This window comes from Streptomyces sp. NPDC021080, from assembly GCF_044333225.1.
Taxonomy (GTDB): Bacteria; Actinomycetota; Actinomycetes; order Streptomycetales; family Streptomycetaceae; genus Streptomyces.
Genome location: NZ_JBIRQM010000004.1, coordinates 547731 through 568626 on the forward strand (window position 1 = coordinate 547731; position 20896 = coordinate 568626).

The 20896-nt window shown below is 73.5% G+C and carries 17 protein-coding genes and 1 tRNA gene; 10 read left to right on the forward strand and 8 right to left on the reverse strand.

Annotated features, from left to right (window positions below; genetic code table 11):
• Positions 1-116 precede the first annotated feature (116 nt).
• The 3 genes from ACH4S8_RS13065 to ACH4S8_RS13075 form a co-directional block, all read right to left on the reverse strand.
• Entirely contained in the window at positions 117-1601 is a 1485-nt protein-coding gene (locus ACH4S8_RS13065; protein WP_398393033.1) for a cellulose binding domain-containing protein, read from the reverse strand.
• 225 nt (positions 1602-1826) lie between these two features.
• Positions 1827-3203: a sensor histidine kinase gene (locus ACH4S8_RS13070; RefSeq protein ID WP_398393035.1), complete on the reverse strand. Its 1377-nt coding sequence runs from the start codon at positions 3201-3203 to the stop codon at positions 1827-1829.
• On the reverse strand, positions 3200-3904 hold the full coding sequence (locus ACH4S8_RS13075; protein ID WP_398393037.1) for a response regulator transcription factor: 705 nt from the start codon (positions 3902-3904) through the stop codon (positions 3200-3202). The genes ACH4S8_RS13070 and ACH4S8_RS13075 overlap by 4 nt, the downstream gene beginning before the upstream one ends.
• Positions 3905-4060: 156 nt before the next feature.
• Here ACH4S8_RS13075 and ACH4S8_RS13080 point away from each other — a divergent pair, with 156 nt between their 5' ends.
• Positions 4061-4606 carry a hypothetical protein gene (locus ACH4S8_RS13080; protein ID WP_398393039.1) on the forward strand — a complete coding sequence of 182 codons (546 nt, stop codon included), beginning with the start codon at positions 4061-4063 and terminating at the stop codon, positions 4604-4606.
• 99 nt (positions 4607-4705) lie between these two features.
• On the opposite strand, the gene ACH4S8_RS13085 is transcribed toward ACH4S8_RS13080, so the two are convergent.
• Complete coding sequence (locus ACH4S8_RS13085) at positions 4706-5611, reverse strand: spermidine synthase (RefSeq protein ID WP_398393041.1); 906 nt, start codon at positions 5609-5611, stop codon at positions 4706-4708.
• A gap of 65 nt (positions 5612-5676) precedes the next feature.
• Complete coding sequence (locus tag ACH4S8_RS13090; RefSeq protein ID WP_398393043.1) at positions 5677-6111, reverse strand: hypothetical protein; 435 nt, start codon at positions 6109-6111, stop codon at positions 5677-5679.
• A 299-nt stretch (positions 6112-6410) separates the two neighbouring features.
• Here ACH4S8_RS13090 and ACH4S8_RS13095 point away from each other — a divergent pair, with 299 nt between their 5' ends.
• The gene (locus tag ACH4S8_RS13095; RefSeq protein WP_398393045.1) at positions 6411-7976 is read left to right on the forward strand and encodes a hypothetical protein; all 1566 of its coding nucleotides are present in this window, start codon (positions 6411-6413) and stop codon (positions 7974-7976) included.
• A 19-nt stretch (positions 7977-7995) separates the two neighbouring features.
• On the opposite strand, the gene ACH4S8_RS13100 is transcribed toward ACH4S8_RS13095, so the two are convergent.
• Complete coding sequence (locus ACH4S8_RS13100) at positions 7996-8592, reverse strand: histidine phosphatase family protein (protein WP_398393047.1); 597 nt, start codon at positions 8590-8592, stop codon at positions 7996-7998.
• A gap of 244 nt (positions 8593-8836) precedes the next feature.
• Between ACH4S8_RS13100 and ACH4S8_RS13105 the strand changes: the two genes are divergently transcribed.
• The 7 genes from ACH4S8_RS13105 to ACH4S8_RS13135 all read left to right on the forward strand — a co-directional run bounded on the left by ACH4S8_RS13105 (position 8837) and on the right by ACH4S8_RS13135 (position 15624).
• Positions 8837-9838, forward strand: coding sequence for a phosphatase PAP2 family protein (locus tag ACH4S8_RS13105; protein WP_398393182.1), 1002 nt, complete (start codon positions 8837-8839; stop codon positions 9836-9838).
• The gene (locus ACH4S8_RS13110; RefSeq protein WP_398393049.1) at positions 9789-10985 is read left to right on the forward strand and encodes a hypothetical protein; all 1197 of its coding nucleotides are present in this window, start codon (positions 9789-9791) and stop codon (positions 10983-10985) included. The genes ACH4S8_RS13105 and ACH4S8_RS13110 overlap by 50 nt, the downstream gene beginning before the upstream one ends.
• A complete protein-coding gene (locus tag ACH4S8_RS13115; RefSeq protein WP_398393051.1) occupies positions 10976-12568 on the forward strand; it encodes a hypothetical protein in 1593 nt (530 codons plus the stop codon). Before ACH4S8_RS13110 ends, ACH4S8_RS13115 begins: the two co-directional genes overlap by 10 nt.
• Positions 12565-13899: an AAA family ATPase gene (locus ACH4S8_RS13120; RefSeq protein WP_398393053.1), complete on the forward strand. Its 1335-nt coding sequence runs from the start codon at positions 12565-12567 to the stop codon at positions 13897-13899. Before ACH4S8_RS13115 ends, ACH4S8_RS13120 begins: the two co-directional genes overlap by 4 nt.
• Before the next feature lie 155 nt (positions 13900-14054).
• Positions 14055-14432 carry a hypothetical protein gene (locus tag ACH4S8_RS13125; protein ID WP_398393055.1) on the forward strand — a complete coding sequence of 126 codons (378 nt, stop codon included), beginning with the start codon at positions 14055-14057 and terminating at the stop codon, positions 14430-14432.
• A 327-nt stretch (positions 14433-14759) separates the two neighbouring features.
• Positions 14760-15560, forward strand: coding sequence for a hypothetical protein (locus ACH4S8_RS13130; protein WP_398393057.1), 801 nt, complete (start codon positions 14760-14762; stop codon positions 15558-15560).
• A tRNA-Lys gene (locus ACH4S8_RS13135) sits at positions 15551-15624 on the forward strand. Before ACH4S8_RS13130 ends, ACH4S8_RS13135 begins: the two co-directional genes overlap by 10 nt.
• A 126-nt stretch (positions 15625-15750) precedes the next feature.
• Here the strand turns inward: ACH4S8_RS13135 and ACH4S8_RS13140 are convergent.
• Positions 15751-17364, reverse strand: a complete 1614-nt coding sequence (locus tag ACH4S8_RS13140; RefSeq protein WP_398393059.1) for a M6 family metalloprotease domain-containing protein — start codon at positions 17362-17364, stop codon at positions 15751-15753.
• 353 nt (positions 17365-17717) lie between these two features.
• Here ACH4S8_RS13140 and ACH4S8_RS13145 point away from each other — a divergent pair, with 353 nt between their 5' ends.
• A complete protein-coding gene (locus tag ACH4S8_RS13145) occupies positions 17718-19646 on the forward strand; it encodes a putative bifunctional diguanylate cyclase/phosphodiesterase (protein WP_398393061.1) in 1929 nt (642 codons plus the stop codon).
• Here the strand turns inward: ACH4S8_RS13145 and ACH4S8_RS13150 are convergent.
• On the reverse strand, positions 19637-20752 hold the full coding sequence (locus tag ACH4S8_RS13150; RefSeq protein WP_398393063.1) for an LLM class flavin-dependent oxidoreductase: 1116 nt from the start codon (positions 20750-20752) through the stop codon (positions 19637-19639). The two genes, ACH4S8_RS13145 and ACH4S8_RS13150, sit on opposite strands and share 10 nt — an antisense overlap.
• Positions 20753-20896 lie beyond the last annotated feature (144 nt).

Sequence of the window (20896 nt, forward strand, 5' to 3'; positions counted from 1 at the left end):
CGGAAGATCACCGGACAGGGCCCAGGCCCTTCGCGCGTCGTCGCGCCGCCCCGGCCGGGTGGGGGGTGGAAGGTGGAGAAGACCGGCCGGGGCGCGCGACCCCCGTTTCGCGATGGCTACTTGAAGGCGGCGAACGCCTTGGAGAAGGCACCGTCGCTCTGGACGATGGAGCTGCAGGTGGCGTCCGCGGTGCTCTTGGCACCGCCGGCGCACTGCTTGTCACGGGCGCCGGACCACATCGAGAGCCCGCCGATGCCCTTGGACTGCGCGAAGGAGACCAGCTGCGAGGCGTCGTCGACCTTGAAGATCTCCGAGGACACGTCGTTGACGCCGATCATCGGGGTGATCGCGACGGTCTTCCAGGCGGTGCTGTCCGAGAGGCCGAGGACGCTCTTGATCTGGGCCTGCGTGGCCGTGGCCGCCTGCTGCGCGAGGTCACCCATGTCACCGTTGAACGCCGGGCCGTAGTCCATCGCCATGATGTTCACGGTGCTGATCTTCACGCCGTTGGACTTGGCGTCGGCGAGCAGGTTCACGCCGTCCTGGGTGAGGCCCTGGGGCAGGACCGGCAGGGTGTAGGAGACGTCCAGGCCCGGGTGCTGCTGCTGGAGCTTGGCGATGGCCTGCGCGCGCTTGGTGTTCGCGGCCGTGTTGGGCAGCGCGCCGCCCTCGACGTCGAAGTCGACCTTCGTGAGCTTGTAGGCGTCGACCGCCTTGCCGTACGCCGCCGCCAGCGCGTCGGCCGAGGAGCAGGTGGTGGCCAGTTCCGAGCCGGAGGCCCCGCCGAAGGAGACCCGGACGTCGCCGCCCTTGGCGCGCAGCGCGCCGATCTGCGCCGCCACCGCGTCACTGGCGAGGTCGCTGACGCCGCCCCACTTCGGCGTGCAGCCGCCGCCGTCGGTGACGAACGCGAGGTTGTAGTTCTTCACGCCGGTGGAGTCGGCCGCCTTGAGCAGGTCGAAGGCCGGGAAGAGGGAGGTGTCGACGTAGGGCGCGAAGCCGGCGGTCGTCGTGGTGCCGCCGCCCGAGGTCTGCGTGGGGGTCGGGGTGGGCGTGGCGGTCGCGGTGGCGGTCGGCTTCGGGGTGGCGGTCTGCGTCGCGCTCGCGGTCGGGGTGGGCGCGGCCGTGGGGGTCGCGGTCTGGGTCGGGCGGCCGCTCGGCTCGGGCGTCGCCCCGTCCACCGAACACTTGGTGCCGTCGATGACACAGCCGGTGGGGTTCGCGGTGCCGTTCACGACGAAGCCGACGGTGACGGACTCGCCGGCCGCCAGACCGTCCTTGTCCCAGGACGGGGGCGTCACGGTGACGTGCTGGCCGCTCACCGAGGAGGTCGCGTCCCACAGCGAGCTGAGCTTGGAGCCCGCGGGCAGGTCGAACTCCAGCTTCCAGTCCGGCTTCCGCTGGGCCGTGTCGTTGGAGACGACGTACTGCGCGGTGTACCCCGTGGACCATTCGCTGGTCCTGGTGTACGCGGCGCCGACGCTCGACGCGTTCGCGATACCGGTGAACAGGAAGGCGCCACCGCCGGCCACGGCCGCCGCGACGATGCCGCCTATCGCCTTGTTCCTGCCACTGACCTTGCGCCGGTGCGTGCTGCTCATCGCGTGTGCCTGCCTTCGCGGAATCACGGGGGGGGTTCGCTGGGGTGTCCCAGTGGGCTTGGGGTGTCCCAGTGGGGTGCGGGCATCACGCTAGCGATCCGGAATCGGTCAAACCGCTTGATCCGGACGTCGGTTGAGGATCTTAGGGTCCGCTTAAGGAAGGCATCGGGAGCCGTTAAAGGTCGAGACCAATGTGAGCGGTTCGGCGGCTCCCACAGGTACCTCTCAGGCCACGCCCGCGCGGCGTCGGCGGCGCCGCACGCTGCCCCGGTGCCCGCTGCGGACCGGGGCCCTGCCGTCCAGCTGGATCCAGATGCGCACCTCGGTTCCGCCCAGCACGGAGGAACCGATCCGTACGTCCCCGCCCGTCGACTCCGCGAGCCTGCGCACGATGTCGAGGCCGAGGCCCGTGGACCCGTCGTTGCCCGAGCCCCGTCCGCGCGCCATCGCCGCCTCGGGGTCCACGATGCCGGCGCCCGCGTCCGACACCAGCACGATCACGGCGTCCTCGGCGTTGTGCACGTCGACCGCGAAGGCCGTGCCCTCGGGGGTGTGGCGGAAGACGTTGCCGAGGAGGGCGTCGAGCGCGGCGGCGAGGTCGGCGCGGGCCACGGGTATGCGGCACGGCCGGTCCACGCCGGCCACCCGCACCTTGCGTCCCTCGTCCTCGGCGAGCGCCGACCAGAAGTCCATGCGCTCACGGACGACTTCGGACGCGTCGCACCCGGCGCCGACGCCGATCGCCGCGGTCTGCGGCTTGGCCTCCCGGGCCGTCCTGATGATCGTGTCGACCTCGCGCTCCAGCTGCTCCACGGCGGCCCGGGTCTGGTCGGCGGCCGGTCCGTCGCCGAGCGAGGCGGCGTTGAGACGGAGCACGGTCAGCGGTGTGCGCAGGCGGTGCGAGAGGTCGGCGGCGAGCTCGCGCTCGTTGGCGAGCAGCTGGACGACCTGGTCGGCCATGGAGTTGAACGCGACTGCGGCCAGCCGCAGTTCCGTCGGCCCTTCCTCGGGCACGCGGGAGCCCAGCTTCCCCTCGCCCAGTTCGTGCGCGCTCTCGGCGAGGTGCTGCGCGGGCTGCACCATCCGCACGCCCAGCCGGTCGGCGACCGCGACGGAGCCGATGACGAGGGCGACGCCGACCGCGGCGAGGACCGCCCAGGCGGTGCCGACGCCGTTGCTGACCTCGGCCTCGGGGACGTACACCTCGATGACCGCGATCTCGCCGGAGCTGAGCGCGATGGGCTGGAGCAGCGTGGAGCCGCCGGGCACCTCCGCGGTGGAGGCCCGGCCCAGCCGCCGGGTCATGGTGACGTCCTTGCCGACGGCCCGCTGCCGGCCGATCTCGACCGCCGGCTTTCCGTCGCCGGCGGGGATGTGCACGGCTATCCCCGCGTCCGAGCCGGCCGAGGCGACGACGCGTTCCAGCTCGTCCCGGTCGGTGGTGATGGAAAGCGCGGGCGCGATGGCCGCGGCCTGCCGCTCGGCGTTCGAGAACGCCCGGTCGCGCGCCATCTCCTTGATCACCAGGCCGAGCGGGACCGCGAAGGCGACGACGACCATCGTCGTCACCGCCACGCACACCTTGACCAGTGCCCACCTCACAGCGGCCGCTCCGCTCTCGGCGGTTCCAGCTTCACGCCGACGCCCCGCAGGGTGTGCAGATAGCGCGGCCGGGCCGCCGTCTCCCCCAGCTTCCGGCGCAGCCAGGAGAGATGGACGTCTATGGTCTGGTCGTCGCCGTAGGCCTGCTGCCACACCTCGGCGAGCAGTTCCCTGCGGGGCACGACGACACCGGGGCGCCCGGCGAGGAAGGCGAGCAGGTCGAACTCGCGCCGGGTGAGGTCGAGTCGTACGCCGTCCAGTTCCGCCTGGCGGCGCAGCGGGTCGATGGCGAGCCCGCCGACCCGGATGACCGTCGGCACGGGGGCCTCGCCCACGGTGGTGCGCGAACGGCGCAGCACCGCCGCCATGCGCGCGGACAGGTGCTCGACCGAGAACGGCTTGGTCAGATAGTCGTCCGCGCCGGCGTTCAGCAGCCGGACGATCTCCGCCTCGTCGTCCCGCGCTGTGGCGATGATCACCGGGACGTCGGTGATCCCGCGCAGCATCTTCAGGGCCTCGGACCCGTCCAGATCGGGCAGTCCGAGGTCGAGGATCACGACGTCGAAGGGAAAATGGGCGACCTCGCGCAGCGCCTCCAGGGCGGTGCCGACACTGCGCACGATGTGCGCGGCCTCGGTCAGATGCCGGATGAGCGCCGAGCGTACGAACTGGTCGTCCTCGACAACGAGCACACTTGCCATGGGCGGCACCGTACGCCATCCGGAAGCGGCCGTCCGGTGCCTGTGGACAACCCTCATCAGGCAGTTGGGGACAATCCAGGCCCGCCGCACGGGGACTTCCCGGATCTTGGCAGGGCCGGGAGACACCCGTGGTGCTCGTGGTGCAGTATGGCGGCGATGCGCAGAGGACTCGTACACGTACTCGCGTGGTCGCTCGCCACGGGCGCGGCGGTCACGCTGTCGTGGTGGGGTGTCCACACCGTCATGACGGGGACGGCCTACGACCCGCCGCGGGCGCTGCCCATCACGGTGGCGGGCGCGACGGCGAAGGAGACGAGACCGCTCGCGTCCTCGACCCGGCGGGCCGAGCCGTCGGGGAGCAGCGCTCCGGGCAGGCCGTCCGCGAGCCCGAGGCCGAGCGCGGCCCCCTCGAAGTCCGCGCCGGCGAGCGGTGGTCCGTCACCGGCGCCGTCCGCCCCCGCGGCGTCCCCTTCCGCCACCGGACAGGTCAAGAGCTACGACTCCGACGGCGGCCGGGTGGTCTTCGACATCACCGCCACGTACGGGACCCTGGTGTCGGCGACGCCGAACACCGGCTGGTCGATGCAGGTGTGGAAGACCGAGACGTGGATCCGCGTGGAGTTCAGCTCGGGCGCCGACCGGGTGTCGGTGTTCTGCGACTGGCACGACGGACCCCCGCACGTGGACATCGGGACGTACTGAACCGACGGGTGCGGCGGGCGCGTACGGACCTCCGCGGCCGGGGCGGGCGCGCGGTCGCGCTCGGCGGGGACACCGTGACCGGGATGTGCTGACGCCGGGTCAGCGGAACACGGACGGCGGCGGCGCCGGTGAGGCGACCGCGACGGCGTCCGTGACCGGTGCCGCGCCGCCCGTGAAGTCGATGAGCTCCTTGCCGTGCTCGACCCGGGCGGGATGCGGGTCGGAGGCGGCGCGGCGGGTCAGTTCGGCGATGGGCAGCGGCCGGCCGGAGGCGACGAGGACGGCGTTCCCGAAGCGTTTGCCGCGCAGCACCGTCGGGTCGGCGACCAGGGCGAGTTCGGGGAAGACGGAGGCGACGGTGGCGATCTGGCCGCGGAGATGGGCGAGCGGGGGCCCGTCGGCGAGGTTCGCGGCGTAGACCCCGGAGTCCTTCACCGCCCGGCGGACCTCCGTGACGAACTCGGCGGACGTCAGATGGGCCGGTGTGCGCGCGCCGCTGAAGACATCGGCGATGACCAGGTCCGCCCAGCCGTCGGGCACCTTGGCGAGACCCTCCCTGGCGTCCACGGAACGCACCCTGATCCGGGCGTTCGGATCCAGCGGCAGTTCGCGGCGCACCAGTTGGACGAGGGCCGCGTCGCGTTCGACGACCTGCTGGGTGGACCGGGGGCGGGTGGCCGCCGTGTAGCGGGCCAGGCTGAGGGCGCCGCCGCCGAGGTGGACGACCTGCACGGGCTTGCCGGGCGGGGCGACGAGGTCGATGACGTGACCGAGGCGCCGCTGGTACTCGAAGCTCAGGTACGAGGGGTCGTCGAGGTCGACGTGGGACTGCGGGGCGCCGTCGATGAGCAGGGTCCAGGCGCGCGCCCGGTCGCGGTCGGGCAGCAGCTCGGCGAGTCCGCCGTCGACGGCCTCCACGACCGCCTCGGCCGCGGCCTGCCCCCGCCGTCCGCCCCGCCCGCCGTCGCGGCCCTCGTCCGCCCGCTGATTCCTCGCCCGTGCCATCTGGCCATTATCGGGGCGCGCGGGCGGGTCGGCTCAGCGACCGGTCGCCGGGGTGCCCGGCCCGCTCACCGGCAGCCGTCCGCCGCCTCGATCAGCCGCGCGGCCTCGCCCAGCGCGGCCCGCAGGACCGCCGGATCGGTCGCGAGGTCCGCGTCACCGGGCGGGAGCAGCCAGTCCGAGCCCTCGACCGGGGGTTCGGGGGCCGGCCGCAGGCCGCGGCCGTCGGTCTGCGTACAGGTGCTGCCGGGCACGTCCCAGGCGTCGGCGGTGCCGGGCGGCACCAGGAAGCCGAGGGTGTCGCCGCCGTCGTGCAGGACGGGCCCCACGAGGTCGGCCGCGCCCCGGCGCAGGATGTCGACCGCTTCCAGCCCCTGGCGGGCCGGGACGGTCACCAGGTCGCACCCGGCGGCCGGCCGCGGTGGGACGCCGCGCTCCGGGGACGGCCTGTGCTGCGCTGTCGACGGCGGCGTACGGAACTCGGTGCTCTGCGTGATCTGCATCCCGGCCTCCAACGGAACCCCTCCTCATGACGAGTGGGTCGGGAGTTCGGGCGGCTCCCGGTCCATCCGGTTCAACGCGCCAGGACGTCAACGGCTACGGCGAAACTCCGCCGCAAAGGATGGCAGTTCATGGCAGATCGTGGATGAGATATCCGGTTTGTAGCCAAACCCAGCGTGGCGACGTTGTCACACCAGGTACGTTCTTGCACCGCCGGAAGCAGGGAACCTACCGGGCACAACCCGGTCAACTCGGTCCCTGTTCCGGCGTGGTTCGACGGTTCGCAAGAGAGGGCCCGGCCATGACGTCGTCATCGGTGACCTCGTCCCCGTCCCCCCGGCCGGCACGGCCGAATCTCGCCTTCCGGCGGTTGCGCGGACAGCGCTCCCCGGGCGAGTTCGCCGCGCTGGTGCGGAGGGCCGCGCGCGAGATCGGCGAGCGGGTCAGCTGCGACGCGCGCTACATCGGGCGCGTCGAAGCGGGCGAGATCCGCTGTCCCAACTACGCGTACGAGCGGGTGTTCCTGCACATGTTTCCCGGCCGCACGTTGACGGACCTCGGTTTCACGCCCCGCTCATGGGTGCGCGGACGCGGGGCGCGCGACCCGGGCGAGCCCCCTCTCGCGCCCTTCACGAACCCTCCGCACGCCCCGCATGAGACGGACGGGGTGCCCGAGACGTACGAGACACCGGGTCTGCTCCACGTCCCGGCCCCGTACGACCCGCGCACCGCGCACCACACGGACAGCCCGCACGATCCGCACAGCCCGCACGGTCCGTACGACCCGCACCACTCGTGCGATCCGTACGACCCGTACGAGAAACGCGATCAGAACCACGAGGAGAGCGACGTGCAGCGTCGCGCATTCATGACCGGAGGCACCGCCACCGTGGCGGCCTCGCTCGGCCCCTTCGCGGGCGCCTTCGGCGGCACCGCCACCGCCTGCGAACGACGCGTCCACCGGGCGGGTACGTCCGAGGCGGGCGCCCTCGAAGAGGCCGTCCGCAGGATCCGGCTGCTCGACGACAGACACGGGGCCGACGGGCTCTACCGGCGCGCGGCGGCACCGCTGCGGACGGCGTACGCGCTGCTCGACGCGGGCACCACCCGGCAGACCACCGCCGACCGGCTGTACTCCGGGGCCGGCGAACTGGCCATCTCGGTGGGCTGGCTGGCCCACGACTCCGGGCGCTTCGACGACGCGCGCTCGCACTACGCGGAGGCCCTCGCGACCGCGCGGATGGCGGGTGACGCGGGCCTGGAGGCCCACGCCTTCTGCAACACGGCGTTCCTCGCCCGCGACGCGGGGCGCCCGCGCGAGGCCGTACGCGCGGCCCAGGCGGCCCAGCGCGCCGCACGGCCCCTGGGATCCCCCCGGCTGCTCTCCCTGCTCGCGCTGCGCGAGGCGGGCGGCTGGGCCGGGCTCGCCGACCGCCGGGGATGCGAGCAGGCGATGGCCCGCGCGCAGGCCCTCTACGGACGCGGCCCCGCGGAGACCGACCCCGAGTGGATGACCTTCTACGGAGAGGCCGAACTGGAAGGGCTCGAGGCGCAGTGCTGGTCCATGCTGGGCGACTGGCCCCGGGCGGCCCGCCACGCACGCCGCGCCGCCCATCTGCAGGACCCGCACTTCACCCGCAACATCGCCCTCTACACCGCCGAGCTCGCCGACGACCTGGCCCGCGGCGGCCGCCCCGACGAGGCCGCCGTCGCCGGTCTGCGCGTCCTGGACCTGCTGAACGAGGTCCAGTCCTCCCGCATCCAGACCATGCTGGCGGGAACGGCCCGCGTGCTGCTCCCGCACCGCAGGGCCTCGGGCGTCTCGGCGTTCCTCGACCGCCACGCGAGCCTGCCCCGCACGGCGTGAGAGCCGCCGGGGGCGCCGGTCAGGCGCTCAGGTGCCCGCAGTCGTTCCACACCTCGACCGCCGGCTCCCCGTAGGCCCAGCCGAGCACCGACAGCGAGGTCGGGTTGAGGCGGATGCGGGCCGCGAAGTCCAGCGGGAGGCCCAGCCAACGGGCGCCTATGGAACGCAGGATGTGCCCGTGGGCGAAGACCAGGAGATCGCGGTCCTCGGAGCGGGCCCACCCGACGACCTCGTCCGCGCGCGCGGTGACCTGTTCCAGGGTCTCCCCCTCGGGAACGCCGTCGCGCCAGATGAACCAGCCGGGACGGATGTCCTGGATCTCGGCCGGGGTCATGCCCTCGTAGGCGCCGTAGTCCCATTCCATGAGCGCGTCCCAGGTGGTCGCCCGCTCCCCGAAACCGGCGAGCTCGCACGTGTCGCTCGCCCGCGAGAGCGGGCTGGTGCGCACCTCGACGCCGGGCAGCGCGTCGAACGGCGGCCGGTGCAGCCGCTCGCCCAGCAGCTTGGCGCCGCGCCGCCCCTCCTCCAGGAGCGGGACGTCGGTCCTGCCGGTGTGCTTTCCGGACAGCGACCATTCGGTCTGTCCGTGCCGGGCCAGCAGGATGCGCGGTGCCATGACGAGGAGCCTTTCCGGGACGGCGGCACGAATGAGAGGGTCGGCTCACTCGTGGACGACTGAGGAGTGGGTCACTCCATCATCGCTCACCTGCGCTCCGGGCAACCCGGGGGGCGACCTCCGCGTCTTTGAGATCCGGGGCGCCCCTCGGGGGCCTTCGGCCGCCCCGTAAAATCCCGGGGTGACCATGGACCGCCTGGTCATCACGAGCAGGGGACACGAGCAGATGGGGGAGGGCGATCGGATGCCGCAGACCGATGCACCGCGTACCGAAGCGGCACCGCACGCCCGGTCGGGCCGGTGGGGCGGGCTGCGCTCGTCCGCCGCGTCGAAGGTCCGTCTGCGCTGGTGGACCGAGGTCCCGCTGATCATCCTCGTGTACGCGGTGTACACCGCGGGCCGGCTGCTCGCCCGGGGCGACACGAGCGGTGCCGTAGATCACGGCCTGGAGATCCTGAGGGTCGAGAAGGTCCTCCACCTCAACGCCGAACACCCGCTGAACCGGCTGTTCACGCGGGAGGCCTGGCTGGGCATACCCGCCGACTTCTGGTACGCCTCGCTGCACTACGTGGTGACACCGGCGATCCTCATATGGCTGTTCCGCTCCCGGGCCGTGCGCTACCGCGCGGCCCGCACCTGGCTGATGACCTCCACGCTCATCGGCCTGATCGGCTTCACCCTGCTGCCGACCTGCCCGCCCCGGCTGCTGGCGCCCGAGCACGGTTTCGTCGACACGATGGCCCAGTACAGCGGCTACGGCTGGTGGGGTGCCGAGGCGAGCGCTCCGCGCGGCATGGGCGGCATGACGAACCAGTACGCGGCGATGCCGAGCCTGCACGTGGGCTGGGCACTGTGGTGCGGGGTGATGCTGTGGCGCCACGGCCGTACGCCCGCGGCCAAGGTCGCCGCCGTCGTCTATCCGCTGTTCACCACGATCGTCGTGATGGGCACCGCCAACCACTACTTCCTGGACGCCGTCGCGGGCGTCGCGGTGATGGGGACCGGCCTGTTGCTGACCCCGTTCGTGATGCGGGCGGCGGACCGGCTGCGGACGCTGCTGCAGCTCCGTGCCCCGTGGGTCCGGGGTGCCTCGCGGGGCGAGGGGTCCGCGGTTGTCAGTGCGGGGTGCCAGACTTCCACGGGTGAACGAATTCCCCGACAGCGCGAGTCCCGAACCGGGCCGGGAGTTGAGCCGGGTGCCTCTCCCACGGACACGGGGGACAGCGCTGCGACAGCAGCTCGCTGAGCTGCGCGGTCCGGACACCGCGCCCAAGGCGCTGGACGCGCGCGCCCTCGCGGCGCTCGCCGCCAATCCCGGGTGCGACCGGCGCGCCCTGCTGGACGGCGTGGGCGTCGACAAGGCGAAGCTGGCCGACGCGATCGGCTCGCCGTCCGCGTTCGGGATGTCCCAGTTCGCCTTCATGCGGGGCAACGCGTTCGAGGCACGGGTCAAGGCCGACGGCGGCGCCGAGTTGCTGCGGCTGGTGCACGAGAGGCTGGACCCCGGCGCCGAGCCGCCCGGCGCCGGGGCCGCGCCCGACCTGTCCGCGATCGGCCCCGAGGGACGCACGGCCCGTACGGAACTGGCGTTGCGGGAGGCCACCGGGGCCGGTGTCTGGACCCTGCTCGACCACCCCATGCTCGCCCTGGACGTCGCGGGGTCCCCGGCCTTCCTGGAGCCGGACGCCGTGGTCGTGCACCCCGACGGCGACTGGACGGTCGTCGAGATCAAGTCGTTCCCGATGCTGGACGGTTCGGCCGACCCGGCCAAGGTGGGCGCCGCCGCCCGGCAGTCCGCGGTGTACGTCCTGGCCCTGGAGGAGGTCGCCGCCCGCCTCGACCCCGCTCCCGAGGTCCACCACCGGATCCTGCTGGTCTGCCCGAAGGACTTCTCCAACCTCCCGGCCGCCTCGGCCGTCGACGTGCGCAAGCAGCGCGCGGTCACCCGCCGCCAGCTCGCCCGGCTCACCCGTGTCGAGGACATCGCCGCCGCCCTCCCCGAGGGCATCTGTTTCTCCCCCGGACTTCCCGCCGAGGAACTGATCACGGCCGTCGAGGCGGTCCCCGCGACCTACGCCCCCGAGTGCCTGTCCGCCTGCGAACTGGCCTTCCACTGCCGGGCCCGCTCACGCGCCGAGGGCGCGGTCACCTCGCTCGGCCGCTCGCTGCGCGCGGAGCTCGGCTCCCTGACGACCGTCCCGGACGTCCTGGCCGCGGCGCGCGGGAAGGCGGGCGACCCCGAGGACCCCGCCGTCGCGGCCCTCAGGCGAGCGGCGCTGCTGCGGGCGGAGGCCCTGCGCGGCACGGCCGCGACGCCCCTCGCCCCGGCCGGGGAGCCCCGGGTGCCGGCCGCCGCGGTCTCGGACGGCCGGGAGGCGGGCGCATGTCGCTGATCACCGCCCTCGCCCGGCTGGAGGCCGTCGAGAGCGGCCGGGCGCAGCCCGCCGCCACCGTGCTCCACCGTCATCTCGCCGAACGGCCGCTGGTGTTCGTGCCGCTGACCACCGCGGGCGAGGCGGGAGCCCCGCTGGGCGCGCTCGTCGGCACGGACCGGGACGCGCCCCGGCTGCTGGTCGTGCCGCAGCCCCGCGACCGCGACCTGCGGTTCGCCTTCCTCGCCGAGCTGGCGGACGTCGTCCTGCCCTACATCGACACCTACGCGGACGTGGTCGAGGCGGCCGAGCGCAGCGAGACCGACCCGGAGACCGGCAAGCGCGTCAAGGTCGAGGTCGAGCTGTGCGCGGACGCTCCGCAGCTGATCGTGCCGGGCCGGGCCGGCATCGAGTTCGTCCGCCTCCTCGGCCGCTCCACCCGTTTTCGCCGCACCGCCGAGCAGGATCCCGAGACACCGCACCCGGCGCCGCCCCGGGTGCCGTTGTTCGGACGCTGGCTGACCCACTTCGGGGAGCGCGCCCGGGTGCCGGGCTCCGCCCTGCTCCTCGCCCTCACCGACGTGCTGTCGCGGCACTGGGCCACCGGGCAGAGCAGCCTGGAGGACCAGCATCTCGGCGCGCTGCTCGCCTGGCTCGACCCGCCTGAGGGCGAGCCGGGCGCCGAGGCCGCGGTGCGGGCCGAGCTCCAGCGGGACGCGCGCGGCCAGCTCGTCTGCCCGCCCGCGGGACCGGCCACCGACCCGGCCTTCGACAACCAGCTGCTGGCCCCCGCGATCGAACGCTACGACCGCGCGCGGACGGCGCTGGCCGCCGCCGAGGACGGCATCGAGGCGGACGACCGGCTCGGTGAACTCACCGCGGCGGAGCGGGAGATCCGCGACCTGGTCGCGAGCGTCACCCGGCCCACCTGGGACGCCGTCTGGCGCGGGCTCGACCTGCTGCGGACGCTGCCGGAGGGGGCGCACGCCGCCGACCGGTGGACCCGCGACCGCTGGTCGTTCACCGGGCACCGCGACCGGGTCGTGGCGGGCGAGCCGCCGCAGCCGCGCCGCGACGACGCGGTCACCGCCGCGAACAAGCTGGCCACGCGCGAACGGGAACAGGCCCGGCTGGAGGCGCAGGAGGCCCTCGACGACCCGCTGGTCATGGCCGGCCGGCGGCTCGCCGGAGAGGCGTTCGCCGGGGAGGTCACCGAGGTCGTGATGGCGTACAGCGAGGGCAGGCGGCCGAGCCCCCGCCCGCTGGTGACCGTCCGCACGGACGACCGCCCGCACCTGGGGGAACGGGCCAAGGTCTACCGCTCGCTCGGCGGGAAGCCGCAGGCGGCCGAGTTCGTCGGGTACGACGACGAGGGCGCCCTGGTGCTGCGGATCGTCGACAAGATGGGGCGCGGCAAGGAACCCGAGGCCGGTTCGCTGCCGGAGAAGGGGGACCTCGTCTGCTTCACCGCCTTCGAGCACGAGCAGCGCGGCGGCGCCAAGCTGCCCGATCCGGAGGAGACGCCGTGGACGCACGGGGGGCCGCCGGGCGAGCCCGACGCCCTGCCGCTTCCGGACCCGGTGACCGAGGAGGACGTCCTGTGACCGCCGTCTTCGACCCGGGCGCCGAGGCCGCCCGTGCCACCGACGCGATCCTGCGCGACACCCTGCACGGCACCGACCGCGGTGTCGTCGTCGACTCCCCGCCGGGCGCCGGCAAGTCCACGCTCGTCGTCCGCGCCGCCCTCGAACTTGCTTCCGCCGGGCGCCCGTTGATGGTCATCGCACAGACCAACGCACAGGTCGACGACCTGGTGCTGCGGCTCGCGGAGAAGGCCCCGGACCTGCCCGTGGGGCGGCTGCACAGCAGCGACTCGGACCCGTACGACAAGGCGCTCGACGGTCTGGACCGGGTCCGCAAGTCCACGAAGGCGGCCGATCTGGCGGGCCTTGACGTCGTCGTCTCCACCGCCGCGAAGTGGGCCCACGTCAAGGGCGTCGAGCCCTGGCGGCACGCGATCGTCGACGAGGCGTACCAGATGCGCTCGGACGCGCTCCTCGCCGTCGCCGGGCTCTTCGAGCGGGCGCTGTTCGTGGGCGACCCCGGGCAGTTGGACCCGTTCTCGATCGTCGGCTCCGAGCAGTGGGCGGGGCTGTCCTACGATCCGTCCGCGTCCGCGGTGAGCACGCTGCTCGCGCACAATCCGCACCTGCCGCAGCACCGGCTGCCGGTGTCCTGGCGGCTGCCCGCGTCGGCCGCGCCCCTGGTCTCGGGGGCCTTCTACCCGTACACGCCGTTCCGCAGCGGCACCGGCCACGGCGACCGGCGGCTGAACTTCGGTGTGCCGTCGAACGGTTCGGGCACCGACAGGGTCATCGACGAGGCCGCGGAGTCCGGTTGGGGGCTGCTGGAACTGCCGGCCCGGCACACTCCGCGGACGGACCCGGAAGCGGTCCACGCGGTGGCCGGGGTGGTGCGGCGGCTGCTGGACCGGGGCGGCGCGGCCACGTCGGAGCGGGCGGAGGATCCGGTGCCGCTGACGGCCGACCGGATCGCGGTGGGCACGGCGCACCGCGACCAGGCCGCGGCCGTGCGGGCGGCGCTGGCGGGTTTCGGCGTCGCGGACGTCACCGTGGACACGGCGAACCGGCTCCAGGGACGGGAGTTCGACGTCACGGTCGTCCTGCACCCGCTGTCGGGACGGCCGGACGCCACGGCCTTCCATCTGGAGACCGGACGTCTGTGCGTCCTCGCTTCCCGGCACCGGCACGCGTGCATCGTGATCTGCCGGGAAGGAATCACGGAGTTGCTGGACGACCACCCGTCGACCGAGCCCGTACAGCTGGGAGTGACCGTGAAGTTTCCGGATGGCTGGGAGGCCAATCATTCGGTGCTGTCGCATCTGGCCGAGCACCGGGTGGCCTGGCGGTCCTGAGCCCGGCTCCGGCATCCCGCTCCGCCGGCCTCCGGGTCCCGGCGGGGTGCGGGTCCCCGGGGGGCCGACCCTTCGGGCCCACTTGCGCGGGCGCGAGACAATGGACGGTGGCCCTTTTCCGAGAGGGGCCCCGAACCGCATGAGGAGGAGAAGACATGGCGGAGCCCACGCCGCGTCGGAACGAACCGCGGCTACGCCCCGCGCCCCTGCTCTTCGAGCCCGCGGAGGCCGCCGGGGATCCGGAGCATTTCTTCGACCTGGAGTCGATCGACGATCCACGCGCGCTGCTCGACCGGTCCACGGAGCTGGCGCTCGCGTTCCGCGCCGCCGCCGACCGGGCCGTCGAGTTCCAGGCCATCGCCGCCGCGCAGCTCGCCGATCCGCGCCGTTTCGACCGGCTGACCACGGCCTCGATCGCCGAGCGGGCCGAATGGACCGAGGACTACGCGAAGAAGATGGTCGAGTTCGGCCAGGACCTGCTGCGGGGCACGGAGGGCAACGGACACGGTCACGGGGTGACCGACCCGCTCTGACCCGCACACCCGGGCCGGGCTCGCCCCCTGGACGGGACCGCACCCCGAACGGGCTCGCGCTCGGGCGGGTCCGGTCACCGGCTGCGGCACGATCCGGCCACCGACCAGCCACCGCCCAGCGGCACCGGCCACCGCGTATCGGTCGGCGACCGCGGGCACGCTCAGGATCCCGTGACCGGCGGAAGGGACCGGCAGGCGGCCGACCGTCTCCGTCCGCCGTTTCCTGGCATATGCCAGCCGGGCAACTTACTCCACCTCACACCCTCCTGTCCCGGTTTCCGACAACTCTCCGGGACGGGAAGCTCACTGCCGGTAGATGTGTCCGACATGAGCAGCACACGGAACCCGCCGATCAGCAGCCCGTACGGCACCGGTGCGAGGTCGCCCGAGCGACTGGACGTCTCGGGCGTCACGGCCGAGGGCGCCGCCTGGCTCGCCTCGGCGGGAGCGTATCCACGCAGCACGCTCACCCTCTGGCGCGAACGGCCCGGCGCCCCGGTCGTCCTGCTCTGCGGCAGCGCGTTCGACGTCGTCAGCGCCTCGGCCCTCTTCGGGCGGCGGATGCTCGACCGGCTCTGGGACGAGGGGCCGGGCTCGGGACCGGTGGCGGCGTACCGCGGTCGGATCCTGCTGTTCGCCGCGCCCGGCACCGCCCAGCGGCTGCCCTCGCTCATGGAGTGGGAGGAGTGGGGCGCGGGCGCCTCACCGGGGCACGAGGGCGCCGCGGAGCACGGCGGGCGGCGGCCGGGGGCCGAAGCCGTCGCGGAGGCCGGCGGACGTACGGGTTCCGCGGGCGCGGTGCACGGCGGGAACCCGGGTTCCGCCGCCGGGTCCGGCGGGTCCGCGGGACGCTGCCGGGAGGTGCCGCCGCTGCTCTGCCACGGCACGGGAGACGCGGTCACCGTGCCTTCGCCGCACCCCGGAGGCGGCGGACCGGAGGCCGCCCGGACCGATTCCCGCTGGCTGGTCGCCCCCGACACGCGGCGGCCCTGGCTTCCCGGGCCCGAGATCCTGCTCTGGGCGGCCGTCCGGGCGGCCCGCGCCGCGGCCTCGGCGGCGGTACGGATATCGATTTTTCCTCGCGGCGATCAGGATGCTAAGGTCTACGACGTCAGCAGGCGCCGCTAGCTCAGTTGGTTAGAGCAGCTGACTCTTAATCAGCGGGTCCGGGGTTCGAGTCCCTGGCGGCGCACGCCAACGAGAGCGGGATGATTCGCGGAAACGCGAGCATCCCGCTCTCGTCGTTTCCGGGACCGCTCGTTCCCGGGACCACCCGCCTCGGCCTCCCGCCGCTTCCGCCACCTCGGACCGGGCCCGCTCAGCCCGTCGTGATCCTCACCGTCCAGGCCCCCGAAGCCGTCCGGTCCTCCACCTGGACCCGGATGTCCGCGCCCGGCACCTCGAAGCTCTCCCCGAGGCGCACCGGGGCGTCGGCGAGGGGCGGGTACACCGAGTCCTCCCAGCAGGACTCGGTGCGGGGGTGGGCGTCGAGGACCTGGATGGGGCCGCTGCCCGACTCGGTCCCGCTGCGGACGCGGTAGACGAGGACACCCTGCTCGCACGTCGAGCCGTCATTGCCCGCCGATCCACGCGCCTCGAGGGCGATCGCGCTGTCCGGGCCCGTGGGGACCACCGCCAGCTTGGTGCCCCGGCCGACTCCGAAGGGCTGCGAGCCGGGCGGAGCCGCCACACCCAGCGCGTTCGGGGACGCGGCCGGCGCGCCCGAACCGCGCGCCGACGCCCGCGGTCCGCCCGAGGGCGCCCGCGGCCCCTGCCAGCCCGCCTCCGCCCCGCTCGCCCTGCTCGCCCCGGCCTCCCCGGTCGCCCCACTCGACCCGTTCGACCCGTTCGACGAGGCCGACCCACCCGACGAAGCCGCCGCGGCCGATGCCGCTGCCGGCGCGGCCGCCCCGCTCGCCGCCGAACCGGCGGGGCCGGTCGCCAGCACCCCGGTACCGCCGGCTCCCCCGGTGCTCGCGCCGACCGCGCCGGCCGCGGCCCCGGCGGGTCCGGCCTCCAGCGGTTCCAGCGTCAGCCGGGTGGTGCCGGAGCCCAGGACGCAGGCCACCTGGTGCGGTTCCAGCCATCCCAGCCGCCACTTGTGCCAGCCGAAGAGGTCGGGAGCGAGGCCGAACTGGCTGCCCATGAGGTCCCAGTCGCCCACGTACGTGTCCCAGTCGCCCTTGCCGTCGGTGGGACGGTGGTAGAGGTCGGGCAGGTCGAAGACATGGCCGGTCTCGTGCGCGAGGACGAGACGGTCCGGCGGGTGCTTCTCGAAGACCGTGACGACGCGCCGGATGTCCTTGCCGTCCGCGCGCAGCGGTGTGTCCAGGTTGACGACCTTCGTGGCGTCCGAGTCGACGCCCGGCGCGTCCGGGTCCGCGATGAAGTAGACGACGTCGTAGCGCGAGAAGTCGACCTGCGGGTCGGCCACGGAGAGGGCGTCGCGCAGGTAGGCGGCGCGGTCCCCGGCGTTCCAGTCGCGCCGTATGGCGTACGACGTGGAGGGATGCGGCATCCGGATCCAGGCACGCCGGGGATGCGGCCGGACCGTGAACTTGCCGTACGAGGCCTGTTGGAAGAAGCGGCTGGTGGCCGGGAAGTAGTCGCCCGTCAGTTCCGCGGGCGTGGTGCGCGGGGTGGAGTCGGGGAAGGACAGGAAGACCATCACCGCGTCGAGGGGGCGGGTGGGGCGCTCGTAGGAGGCGTTCCAGGTGTCCACGCCCTCCGAGTGGTGCGCTCCGGTCCGCGTCAGGGCGCAGGGGGAGGCGAGGGGTTCGGCGAGCGCGTGGCCCGGCCCCAGGGAGGTCGCCGCGAGCGCGGTCATCGAGGTGAACAGGGCCGCACCGCTGCGCCAGCGGGGTGCCCCGCCGCGGGCGCGACCGCGCAGGGCCCCGCGAGCGAGAACCCTCAGGGGGAGCGGACGCGGCACGTCGACCTCCGGATGCGGTTTCGGGACACCGCACCCAGCCTTATTTAATTTGTACTACTTCGCCCCGTTTGTCTGCACCAGAAGGGTGAGAGGACCGACGGACCGACACCCCCGGACATGCACAGAACGTCACCTGTGGTCGACACGCGAGGGAACCGTCCGGATAACAGGCAGAAACGATCTGTCAGAACAGCTGGTTGTTCCTGGACACTGGACAGTGGCTGCACCGTTTCGGGGGCAGCCTCTATGATCGGCACACTTTCCTGCACCGACACGGCTTGTGCGGCAGCCCATCACCGGCCGACCGCCCCGAGAGACCCATACGAAGAACGAGTGCACTGCGGGAGCGAGCGGTGAGCGGAACGTCCGAAGGGCCGGCGCCCGCGGGAGACCTCGTCCGGCCGGCCGTCACAGAACGTCACGTCGACACGTCTTCTCGTACGTCGGCCGGGACCTCTCCCGGCCCATTCATCCCCTCCGTACCGTCCGTGGCGCCGGGGGCGCCTTCCGGGACACCCGCGCCGACGGCGATTCCCGACGGAACGTCACTCCGTACCTTCCACGCGGCCTTCGCCACCGCCCCCCTCGCGATGGCCGTCGTCGACCGCGAGGGTCTCGTCGTCACCGCGAACGAGGCGCTGGGCACGCTGCTCGGTGCCGCGGCGGGGACGTTCGTCGGGCGGGCCGCCGCCGACCTGGTGGACCTGGCCTCCGACATCCGCACCTGGCACGCGTACCGCGAGATGCTCGGCGGCAGCCAGGCCCGGCTGCGCTGCACCCGCCGGCTCAAGCACCCCGACGGCCAGGTGATCTGGGCGCAGGTCACGATCGCGCCGCTGCCCCCGCAGGAGAGGGCGGTCCTGATCTCGGTCACCGACGTCGGCGCGCGGCGTGAACTCCAGGCGCGGCTGCGTCACTTGCAGATGCACGACCCGGTGACCCGGCTGCCCAACCGGACGCTGTTCTTCGAGCGCCTGTCCGCGGCGCTGGAGGCGGAGGCGTACGAGGAGCGCGGCACCGGCCGGATCGGGCTCTGCTATCTGGACCTGGACGGGTTCAAGGCGGTCAACGACACGCTCGGCCACCGGGTCGGGGACCGGCTGCTCGCGGCCGTCGCGGAGCGGCTGACGCGCTGCGCCGAGGAGGCCGGCCTCACACGGGCGGCGGCCCCCCTGGTGGCGCGGCTGGGAGGGGACGAGTTCGCACTGCTCGTCGAGGACTCCACGGGCACCGACCAGCTGGCGGACCTCGCCGAGTCCGCGCTGAAGTCGCTCCAGGCGCCGTTCGACCTGTCGGGGCAGCGGCTGTCGCTGTCGGCGTCCATCGGGGTCGTCGAGCGGCGCGGCGCCGGCACCACCGCGACCGCTCTGATGCAGGCCGCGGACACCACGCTGTACTGGGCGAAGGCGGACGGCAAGGGCCGCTGGACGCTCTTCGACCCGGAGCGCAACGCGCACCGCATGACCCGCCAGGCCCTGTCGTCGACCCTGCGCGCGGCCGTCGACCGGGGTGAATTCGCCCTGGAGTACCAGCCGTTGGTGGGCATGGAGGACGGTGGTGTGCACGGGGTCGAGGCGCTCGTCCGCTGGAACCACCCGAGGTTCGGGACGCTCACCCCGAACCGGTTCATCGGACTGGCCGAGGAGAACGGATCGATCGTCCAGCTCGGCCGCTGGGTGCTGGCCACCGCCTGCCGTCAGGCGCGCCGCTGGCAGCTGGACCGCCCGGACGCGCCACCGATCTTCGTCAGCGTCAACGTCGCCGTACGCCAGGTCTGGGACTCCGACCTGGTGGCGGACGTGGCGAAGATCCTGGCGGAGACCGGACTGGCCCCGCACCTGCTGCAGCTGGAGCTGACGGAGTCGGCGGTGATGGGCTCGGCGGGCCGGCCGCTCCAGGCGCTGCAGGCCCTCAGCGACATGGGGGTCCGCATCGCCATCGACGACTTCGGCACCGGCTACTCCAACCTCGCCTATCTGAGCCGGCTCCCGGTGTCCGTGCTGAAGCTGGACGGCGCCTTCGTCCGCGGCTTCCAGTACGAGAACGCCGACGGTTCGCCCGGCCGTCCCAACCCGGCGGACGAGGTGATCGTCGAGGCGCTCATCCAGCTCGCCCACCGGCTCGGCCTGACGGTCACCGCCGAATGCGTGGAGACCGCCTCGCAGGCGGCACGGCTGCGCGGGATCGGCTGCGACACCGGCCAGGGCTGGCTGTACTCCCGGCCGGTGGCGCCGGAGCGCATCTCCGCGCTCCTGATGTCGGCGACCTGTCCTCAGGCCTGAACGTCCTTCTTCCCCGGCAACCCGTAGGCGTCGGCGATCAGTTCGTACGAGCGCAGCCGTACGGCACCGCTGTGCGCGTTGCCCGTGATCATCAACTCGTCGGCCCCGGTGCGCTTCTGGAGGTCGTCGAGGCCGGCGCGTACCTCGTCGGCGGTTCCGTGGACGACGTTGGCGTTCCAGGAGCCGATGAACTCCCGCTCCATCGGGCTGAATTCGTAGGCCTCCGCCTCCTCCGGCGTCGGCACCAGACCCGGACGCCCGGTGCGCAGCCGGACCATGTTCAGGGCGGTGGCCAGCACCTGCCGGCGGGCCTCCTTCTCCTCGTCCGCGGCGAGGGCGGCGACACCGATGAGGGCGTACGGGGCGTCGAGGACCGCACTCGGCCGGAAGGACGCGCGGTAGAGGTCGAGCGCCGGGATCGTGTTCTGCGCCGAGAAGTGGTGCGCGAAGGCGAACGGGAGACCGAGGGTTCCGGCGAGGCGGGCGCTGAAGCCGGAGGAGCCGAGCAGCCAGACCGGGGGCCGGTGCGGGGACTGGACACCGCCCGGCGAGGTCGCCTGGACCGGCCCGGGAACGGCGTGGATCCGGGCGTAGGGGTGGCCGTCGGGGAAGTCGTCGTCCAGGAAGCGGACGAGTTCCGCGAGCTGTTCGGGGAAGTCGTCGGCGCCCTCGCCCAGGCGCTCGGTGCGGCGCAGCGCGGCGGCCGTCGCGCCGTCGGTGCCCGGGGCCCTGCCGAGGCCCAGGTCGATACGGCCCGGGGCCATCGCCTCCAGCGTGCCGAACTGCTCCGCGATCACCAGCGGGGCGTGGTTGGGGAGCATCACTCCGCCGGAGCCCAGCCGGATGCGGTCCGTGTGGGCGGCCAGGTGGGCGAGGATCACCGCGGGCGAGGAGCTGGCCACGCCGGGCATCGAGTGGTGTTCGGCCACCCAGTAGCGGTGGAAGCCGCGGGACTCCGCGAGGCGGGCCATCTCGACGCTGGTGCGCAGGGCGTCGGTCGCGGTGCGGCCCGAGCCCACGGTGACGAGGTCCAGTACGGACAGGGGTACGGGGGCGGTGCCCTGTGCCGTGCCGCGGATCTCGTCCTTCTCGGGCGTCTCGTCCACCGGGGTGCCTCCTGTTGCGTATCTGATGCTGTCCTCGCGTCAGTAACAGGAGGCTGTCTCCGCTTATTCCCCCGGACGGGGTGCGGAACGTGCCCTCGGGCGGGGCCGGGGGCTTTGTTCCGCCCCCTCCGCCCCTGCCCTCCC